Raw genomic sequence first — 8027 nt, forward strand, 5'->3', positions numbered from 1 at the left:
ATATTATTCCAGTTGAATCCCAGGGAGTAATTGTAAAGGTGGTATCAATTCAGCTTGTTCTAAACTCGCAATTGGATAAGCGCAATAGTCTGCGGCAAAATAGGCACTGGGGCGATGATTCCCACTACAGCCGACCCCACCAAAAGGAAGGCTGCTGGCAGCGCCAGTGGTAGGTCGGTTCCAGTTAATTAATCCTGCCCGAATGCTGTGATAGAAGTGTTGGTAATTTTTTTTGCTGTCACTGAGTAACCCTGCTGATAAACCATAGCGCGTATGATTTGCCATCACCAGTGCTTCATCAAAAGTTTCATATCTATAAATTTGACTTATCGGAGCAAACATTTCTTCATCAGGAGCTTCTTTAATGCCAGTCATATCAATGATACCAGGCGAAAGAAAACCGGTATTTTCTTTTATTAAAGACATGGTTAGTAAAGGATTACCCCCTAATTCAATTAAATGTTCCTGCGCTTTTAAATGATGGAGTGCATGCTCGTGGCTGATTACAGGTCCCATAAAAGGCTCTGGTTTATGCGTAAAAGGGGCTACCTTCAGTTGCCTACAAGCTTGAATTAGCTGTGATAAAAATTTATCTCCATGACTAGTATTAGGGATAAAAAGTCGTCGTGCACAGGTACAGCGTTGTCCGGCAGTAATCATTGTTGATAATAAAGTATGGTAAACGGCAGCCTCCATATTATTTACTGTATCAATGATTAAGGGATTATTACCTCCCATTTCCAAGGCTAGGATAATATCAGGGCGGCCACTGAAATATTGATGAATAGAGCGGCCGGCTTTATAGCTACCAGTAAAATAAACGCCCTGGATGTCAGTTGTTAGCAGAGCTTGACTGGAAGTAATACCCCCTTGAACACAGTTGATAACACCTTGTGGCAAACCACTTTCGTGCCAACACTGAATAATAAATTGGGCAACAGCAGGGGCTAACTCACTCGGTTTATAAATCACTGTGTTTCCTGCTAAAAGGGCAGGCACAATGTGGCCATTACTTAAGTGCGCGGGAAAATTAAAAGCCCCAAGAACGGCTACTACTCCATGAGGTTTATAACGAAGATAGGCTTGTGCATCAGCTGTACTAAAGTCTCTTTCATTGGTGCGCTCTTGGTAAGCTTTAATCGATAAATCAATTTTGGCAATGACAGAGTTAACTTCCGTTTTTGTTTCCCACAACGGTTTCCCTGTTTCCAATGCGATTAAATAGGCCAATTCTTGTTGTTTGGCACTCACTTCTTTAGCAAAATTTTGCAGGTAACTTGCCCGAGCTGACACACTTAAGGCGGCCCACCCCGGCAATGCTAAATGTGCTGCTTCACAAGCCATTAGAATCTCTTCTGCTGTTGCATGATTGCCTTGCCAGACAATACTGCCATCGGCAGGGTTTCTTGACTGGAGTAATTCACCTTCCCCTTGTCTCCATTTGCCGTCTATATAATGAGTTGCTGTATTACTTTGATGACTTTTCATGTTTTGGACTCACTGTAGATAGTAGGTTCCTCGATTTGGAGGGGGGCTAAACGCACACAATCCCCCTTGCTGACTGCTAATAATTCAGCTGTTTTTTTACTGATAATACAGGAACATTGCTGTTCATTTAAAACTGCTTGACTAATCGTAGCTCTAAAATCGAGCTTGGTATTGGCTAATAAAAATCGCTTGGAACTTACCTCATCACTAATGTTTTTTACCGTCATTATACGACTGCTGGCAATGGTTCGAATTTGGTCACGCGGTGCTTCAATGGTAGGACCTGCATCAAAAATATCAACATACGCGTTATAGCGGAATCCTTCTCGCATGAGGATATTCATTGCTGGAACTGTTGATTGATGAGGTTTCCCTATAACTGCTTGAGCTTCCGGTGCAAGCAGTTTTACATAGATGGGGTTTCTTGGCATTAGATCAGCAATAAACTGTTTATTGGTTGAAATGGTTAGACGATCGGCTTCAGGGAAAGGCATGTGGAAAAAATGGCGCCCGACATTATCCCAGAATGGTGAATGTCCTTCTTCATCTGAAATGCCACGCATTTCAGCAATTACAGTAGAAGCAAAGCGAGCGGGGTAGTGGGCCATAAATAAAAATCTGGCTCTTGAAAGAAGTAATCCATTATTATTATGGCGATACTCAGGCTCAAGAAAAAGTGTACAAATTTCACTACGCCCCTGATTATCATTGACGAGACTTAATATTTCGTAATCACTTCGTATATTGAGCGAATAACTAATGCGTGTTCTTTTTAGAACTTTGTACGAATAAAAAGGTAGATCATGGCCGATTGCGGCCTCTATCGCTGAAGTCCCAATTATTTTTCCAGTGGCGGGGTCTTCAAGGACAAATAAATAATATTCGCTCACAGGTTGATTCACCGCTTTTTGAAAAGAAGCGCAAGCCCATTCCAGCCTTCTCTCTAGCACCTCTTTGTCTTTGGGGAGTGTGGTCATGCCGATGCCACTATGCTTGGCCAGTCGGTAAACGGCATTCAGATCTGCTTTACGAACGCTGCGAAATAACATCATACACGTAGTTCCTCAAGCCCACCCTGGGCTAAATCATGGAGTAAGAGAGTACTAAGTGCAGCACGTTCAACTAGACTGTCCAATAAAATGTATTCACTGGAACTATGAATGTTTCCTCCCCGGACCCCTAATGTGTCAATTACGGCTAGTCCATGGTGGGCAAGATTATTACCGTCACAGCAACCACCACTGTCTTCCCAATGAATCGATAAATTAAGCAAGTGCCCTAGCCGTTGTATTCGAGCAAATAATTTTTCAGTGGCGGGGCAAACTCGTTTTACGGGACGACCAAAACTGCCATGGAGGGTTAATGAATAATCTTCACGTCTCATTTTCTCAATGATGGCGTGTAATTGGTTTCTTACCCATTGCTCATCTTCATTTTTTTCAATACGAACATCTAATTTAGCTACTGCCTTGTCAGGAACGACATTTAAAGCTTCACCACCCGCAATCTTACCCACGTTGATGGTAACATTTTCGCGTAGGCCATTAAGAGCATGAATTGCTACAATTGCCTCGGCCAAATAACTAATCGCATTCCGCCCTTCATAAAAAGCTCTTCCTGCATGAGCGGCTTTTCCTGTAGCGATAAGTGTTAACTTACCGCTTCCTCGACGATTTTTCGCTAAATTGCCTTTTGAGTCCATTGCTGGCTCGTAGACTAAAGCGGTCTGATAATCTGCGGCAATTTCATCAAAAAAGGTACTGGATGCAGGGGAACCAATTTCTTCATCAGCATTAATGACGACATCCCATCCTAGTTTATTAGCACTTGTCATTTCCTCAAAAGCATTAAGGGCATGAAGCATGACGATGAGCCCCCCTTTCATGTCAGTCACACCGGGACCATTCAGATGATTCTCATTTACATATGTTAGTTCTTGAAAAGGATGATTGGCTGCAAAAACGGTGTCCATGTGGCCGCTTAGAAGAATACGACGTTTTAATTCAGGTCGTTTACGAATAAAAAGAATATCACCACAGCGTTGCGTGATGGTTTCTCCTTTCATATTGACGGTAGAAATCATTGGCAGGGGAGGGCGTTGTATATCATCGGCCAAGGGTTTAAATGCGGCTTCCAATGCTTGTGACATTTGGGCTAACCCTTGCAGGTTTTCAGTGCCTGAATTAATTGAACAGAATTGATGCAACTGCGCTATCATGCACTTTTCCTCCGCATGAAGTCGCGATAGTAATCCGTTTAAAGCATGATCCATGTTTTATAATCCATTTTACAAAAGCTTATGACATTAGCGGAAAAAGAAGGCCATAGCAATAATTGTAGCAAGTTGTCTACTGTCCCATTCTATATTAGTGCATTGATTAGCTTTACTACATTACAAAAAAGATGGAACACCTTTAACCGCTGAAGATATTAGAAAAGATTAATAGGATTTGTAAACGAGTTATCTAATTTCTTTGCGGCTAAATGAAGCCTGCATGCCCAGCCTTTATAATTTATATGTGTTATTGTCACAGGTACAAATTACCCCACCAAAATTAAGTCTCAAAAGCTGCTAATCTATTATTATGTAAATTTCTTTTCATCTTCATTATGGAAACACAACGAGGTTTATCCGTTACAACAAATTCAGTTCAGGTTATTAAAAGTATTAATGATTTTCATGATCAAATATTGGGTTCTGGAAATAATGCCATTGCTATTCTTGATGCAGCAAGGGAACATCCTGAAAATCTATTGTTGCAAACTTATGCTGCTGCATTTTATTTGTATGCACAAGAAGACATAGCAACCTCAATAGCAACAGACTATCTTTTACAGGCTGAAAAATTATTAGGAAACACTAACCTAAGAGAAAAATTAACCTATGAAGCTATAAAGGCATGGCAACGTTTAGATTATGATGCTGCGCTCACTTTGTTTTATGGGTTGCTTGAACTTTTTCCTCGCGATACGTTAGCTTTAAAGTTTGCTGAATGGCTTTTTTATTGTACGGGACAAGCCTATCATGCACAGCAATTTCTCGCTGTATGCGAGAAATGTGCTCCAGTTAACCAAGACGAATCCCACTTTTTAGCCATGCATTCTTTTGCCTTAGAGCTTTGTGGGAAATACTCCCAGGCAAAAGCGATGGCTGAAGAAGCAGTAAGTCTCGAACTAGTTACTCCTTGGGCACACCATACCTTGGCCCATGTTTACTTGTTAGAAGGTGACATTCAAGGTGGAATCAAGAGGCTACAAACACTTAAGAACAGTTGGGATAATATTTTATCTTTATTAAGGGGACATAATACCTGGCATTTAGCGTTGTTTCATTTGGCAAATCGGGATGACACCAAGGTCATGGAACTTTTTCCCCAGATTTTTGGTACTCTACCGGATAATTTGCTCGAACAACTTGATGCAATTTCTTTATTATGGCGTATGGACCTGGCTGGATTGCCACAGGGCCCATTGTATAATACCATCTTAGCCCACGTGGGTTCACATCCATTCGAACATTATATTGGGTTTAATAACGCCCATTTTATCTATTGCTTATCTAAAACTGATCCGACTTATGCTGAACAAGCCCTTATGGATATGGAGTTTCATATTAATGCGCTTCCTGATGGAAAGAGCAAAGATTTATGGATAAAGACATTTTCTTTATGCCGCGGGATTAAAGCTTTTGTTGAAAACAATTATCAGCTCGCTGCTGGGCTATTGGAACCTATCGTAGAGGATTGTTTCCAATTAGGTGGAAGTGATGCCCAAGTTGAGCTTTATACACAAACCTATTTGCTTAGTTTGCTGAAAACCCATCAGATAAATCAAGCTAACCAATTCTTTTTGAAACATTTGTCACATTACAAGAATACTGCGTTAGCGAATTACTGGTTCCATGAAAATAATTAGCGTTTGGCGGTTTCAAAGGATAATTCCGAACGTACCAAAAAAGCTTTTGCAAGTTGGTTTAAATTTTCTAAAAGCCAATTTGCCATGGCTTTTTCCTGGAGAAGAATTTGCTGACAAATCTGTCTGGTTTCAGGATCATCGGCATTTTCTGCAGCAGTAATTAATATCGTATAAGTGGCTATTTCGAGATTTTCAAACACAAAACTATCAATTGCACCTTGTACAACTTCGTCACAAGAGAGCATATTTCCGGCAACCTGACTCAAGCCAATGAGTTTGGCAGAAAAATCTTTTAAATAGGAGTAATGACTGCCCAGGCGTTTAATGCATTTTTCAAGTTGCATTTGTTGGAAAACTGTCTCTTCCAAATGAAGTTTCATATGTTTTTTTAAACGAGGATAGTTTTCCAGACGAAAGATTTGTGTTTTTAGCATTTGCTCTGACTGTTTTTCCATGGCATGAGCATCTTTTAGCCAGTGTAATAGAATTCCGTTTCTTATTGTCATGTAACTCCCCTTTACTAAATTTATTTTTTAAGAGGTTAAAGCTTACCTCTGGCAGTATTGCATCATCTTTGACGCATAAAGGAGTAAAAAATTGCCTATTAGTAATTATAGAGTATTTCTTTTGCCTCTTTGTCTCTTTGCTATACTTTAAAAAATGGAAACTGACTTCGCTAGTATCCATATGCTGACTACTAATAATTAGGGAGACTCGATAATGGACACAAAAAGTTCACAAGCATCACCACGAAACAGATCATCTAATGATTTTAATGCTTCTCAAAAAAAAATAAGGGAATCCCATCTTGGAGAAGCGACTACAGCGTTGTTGAATGACAGTAAAAAAGTAGCCAATGACAGTAAAAAAGTAGCTAATGAATTATATGTAGAAGGAAAAAATAGAGTCTATGAGGTGCAAAATAATATTAAAGATTATTCAAATAGAGTTGCTGACAAAGTACACCATAGACCCTTTGTATCATTATTAGTCGCAGGTGGTATTGGATTTATTTTGTCGGCGTTGTTCCGACGCTAGTCTAAGTAAATTTTTCTGAAGCGACGGAAATCCATTATGACTAATTTGGATTTCCGTTTGTAGTGCATGTCATTAATTAGGGCCTATACCTGCAGTGTTATCAAGAATGTTCCCTATTTTTTAGAAGGGAAAAAAAAGCAAAAAAAACCACTACATAGATGAATACTGGCTTAACTATGAAATTAAATATCAAAATTAACCGCAGAAAATAATCCTGTGAGAACCATAAATAGTTAAAAAGCTGTAATAAATTGAGTTCCTGGTACGGTTTAACGTACAAAAGAAGCGTAAATTTTTTAATGATTGAAATAAGCAATAACATCCCAAACAGGGCAACGATATGGCTAGCTATCAATAGAACCGAAAATCGTTTCCTTTCCATGAACAGTAGGAATTAATTAGCCCGCCACAAAGAATTCACAAAATATTTTTTTGAGTCGCTATAATTTTTAATAATTTCAAAGCCGCTTTCTTTTGCTAGTTTTTTTATTTGTGAATCGGAATATTTATAAGATGATTCCACGCGAATGGGTTCAAATTTTTTAAATGGAAATGATTTTTTTAAAGCCCCAATACAAACTATTTGATCCTTCAAGCTAATTAAATAGCTTTCCATGGCTCCAGTGTTAGGGTTATAGATCCCATAATGGTAAAATGAGTCCAAATCAAAATTGCCTTCTAATTCTTTATTGATGCGTCTTAGAAGATTTAAATTAAATTCACGGGTTAGTCCGTCTCGATCATTATAAGCACGTAAAAGTACATCAATATCTTTACGTAAATCAAATCCGATTAAAAAATAATCGCCAACATGCAAGGAGTCTCTCACGGCCTGTAAGAATTTTTTTGCAGAAGGAATATCAAAATTACCAATACTTGAGCCTAAAAATAATAAAAAATTTCGTTTATTTGAGTTTAGACTTAACCATTCCATTCCAGTTATGTAATCCGAGTTTAAGACGACAGTTTTGAGTAGAGGTTGTTTTCGTTTCAATTTAGTTGTAAGGCTATCCAAATATTTTCCTGAAATATCCACCGCAAAATAGGTAAATGACAAATTGTCTTTAAGAAACTGATTGATCAAGAGAGTGGTTTTTAAACCCTCTCCGGGGCCAAATTCAACAAGGTTGAATTCTTCGTCTTTTAGAAGAACCGAGAGTTCCTTTTTATGACGCTTAAGAATCTCTAGCTCACAGCCTGTCAGATAATAGTCGGGATGATGAGTAATTTGATTAAATAATCTAGACCCCGCTGCATCATAGAAGTATTTAGACGATAATTGCTTATTCTTACGCGATAAACCCGCGCAAACATCTCGCATAAATTCTTTATAACTAGCCGGCTTATTTTGGCTGCATTGCAATGTTTCGATTGTAGCGCTCATTATTATTCTCCTTTAATAGTTGCGGCCAAACGGATACCACTAAACTGCCAGCGCTTTTCGGGTTGAAAAAAATTGCGGTAACTCGCTCTAATGTGATTTTGGGGCGTAACACAACAGCCACCGCGTAAAACCATTTGATTGGCCATAAACTTACCATTGTATTCACCCAGTGCTCCTGCCATGGGTGTATAACCTGGATAAG

8 protein-coding genes (1 of these 8 cut by a window edge) are annotated in these 8027 nt (G+C 39.0%); 2 read left to right on the forward strand and 6 right to left on the reverse strand.

Going from position 1 to position 8027, the window contains the following annotated elements:
* Positions 1 to 3: 3 nt before the first annotated feature.
* Genes astD through Ljam_RS11640 form a run of 3 tightly spaced genes read right to left on the reverse strand, consistent with a single transcriptional unit; the run spans position 4 to position 3760 of the window.
* Entirely contained in the window at positions 4 to 1488 is a 1485-nt protein-coding gene (astD, locus tag Ljam_RS11630; RefSeq protein ID WP_058450183.1) for a succinylglutamate-semialdehyde dehydrogenase, read from the reverse strand.
* Positions 1485 to 2540 (reverse strand): arginine N-succinyltransferase, encoded by a 1056-nt coding sequence (gene astA, locus Ljam_RS11635; RefSeq protein ID WP_058450184.1) that lies wholly within the window; start codon positions 2538 to 2540, stop codon positions 1485 to 1487. The genes astD and astA overlap by 4 nt, the downstream gene beginning before the upstream one ends.
* On the reverse strand, positions 2537 to 3760 hold the full coding sequence (locus Ljam_RS11640) for a hydrolase (protein ID WP_074882045.1): 1224 nt from the start codon (positions 3758 to 3760) through the stop codon (positions 2537 to 2539). The genes astA and Ljam_RS11640 overlap by 4 nt, the downstream gene beginning before the upstream one ends.
* Positions 3761 to 4098: 338 nt before the next feature.
* Here Ljam_RS11640 and Ljam_RS11645 point away from each other — a divergent pair, with 338 nt between their 5' ends.
* On the forward strand, positions 4099 to 5403 hold the full coding sequence (locus tag Ljam_RS11645) for a tetratricopeptide repeat protein (protein ID WP_058450185.1): 1305 nt from the start codon (positions 4099 to 4101) through the stop codon (positions 5401 to 5403).
* Here the strand turns inward: Ljam_RS11645 and Ljam_RS11650 are convergent.
* Positions 5400 to 5909 (reverse strand): ferritin-like domain-containing protein, encoded by a 510-nt coding sequence (locus Ljam_RS11650; protein ID WP_058450186.1) that lies wholly within the window; start codon positions 5907 to 5909, stop codon positions 5400 to 5402. The two genes, Ljam_RS11645 and Ljam_RS11650, sit on opposite strands and share 4 nt — an antisense overlap.
* Positions 5910 to 6123: 214 nt before the next feature.
* Between Ljam_RS11650 and Ljam_RS11655 the strand changes: the two genes are divergently transcribed.
* Entirely contained in the window at positions 6124 to 6441 is a 318-nt protein-coding gene (locus tag Ljam_RS11655) for a hypothetical protein (RefSeq protein ID WP_058450187.1), read from the forward strand.
* Positions 6442 to 6835: 394 nt separating this feature from the next.
* On the opposite strand, the gene egtD is transcribed toward Ljam_RS11655, so the two are convergent.
* Complete coding sequence (gene egtD, locus Ljam_RS11660; RefSeq protein ID WP_058450188.1) at positions 6836 to 7825, reverse strand: L-histidine N(alpha)-methyltransferase; 990 nt, start codon at positions 7823 to 7825, stop codon at positions 6836 to 6838.
* Positions 7826 to 7827: 2 nt separating this feature from the next.
* Positions 7828 to 8027, reverse strand: partial view of an ergothioneine biosynthesis protein EgtB gene (egtB, locus tag Ljam_RS11665; RefSeq protein WP_058450189.1) — the 3' portion only. Its footprint extends 1075 nt past the window's final position; 200 of the gene's 1275 nt are visible here — the last part of the coding sequence; its start codon lies beyond the right edge, outside the window; it ends in the stop codon at positions 7828 to 7830.

The organism is Legionella jamestowniensis, assembly GCF_001467745.1.
In the GTDB taxonomy this organism is placed as follows: Bacteria; Pseudomonadota; Gammaproteobacteria; order Legionellales; family Legionellaceae; genus Tatlockia; species Tatlockia jamestowniensis.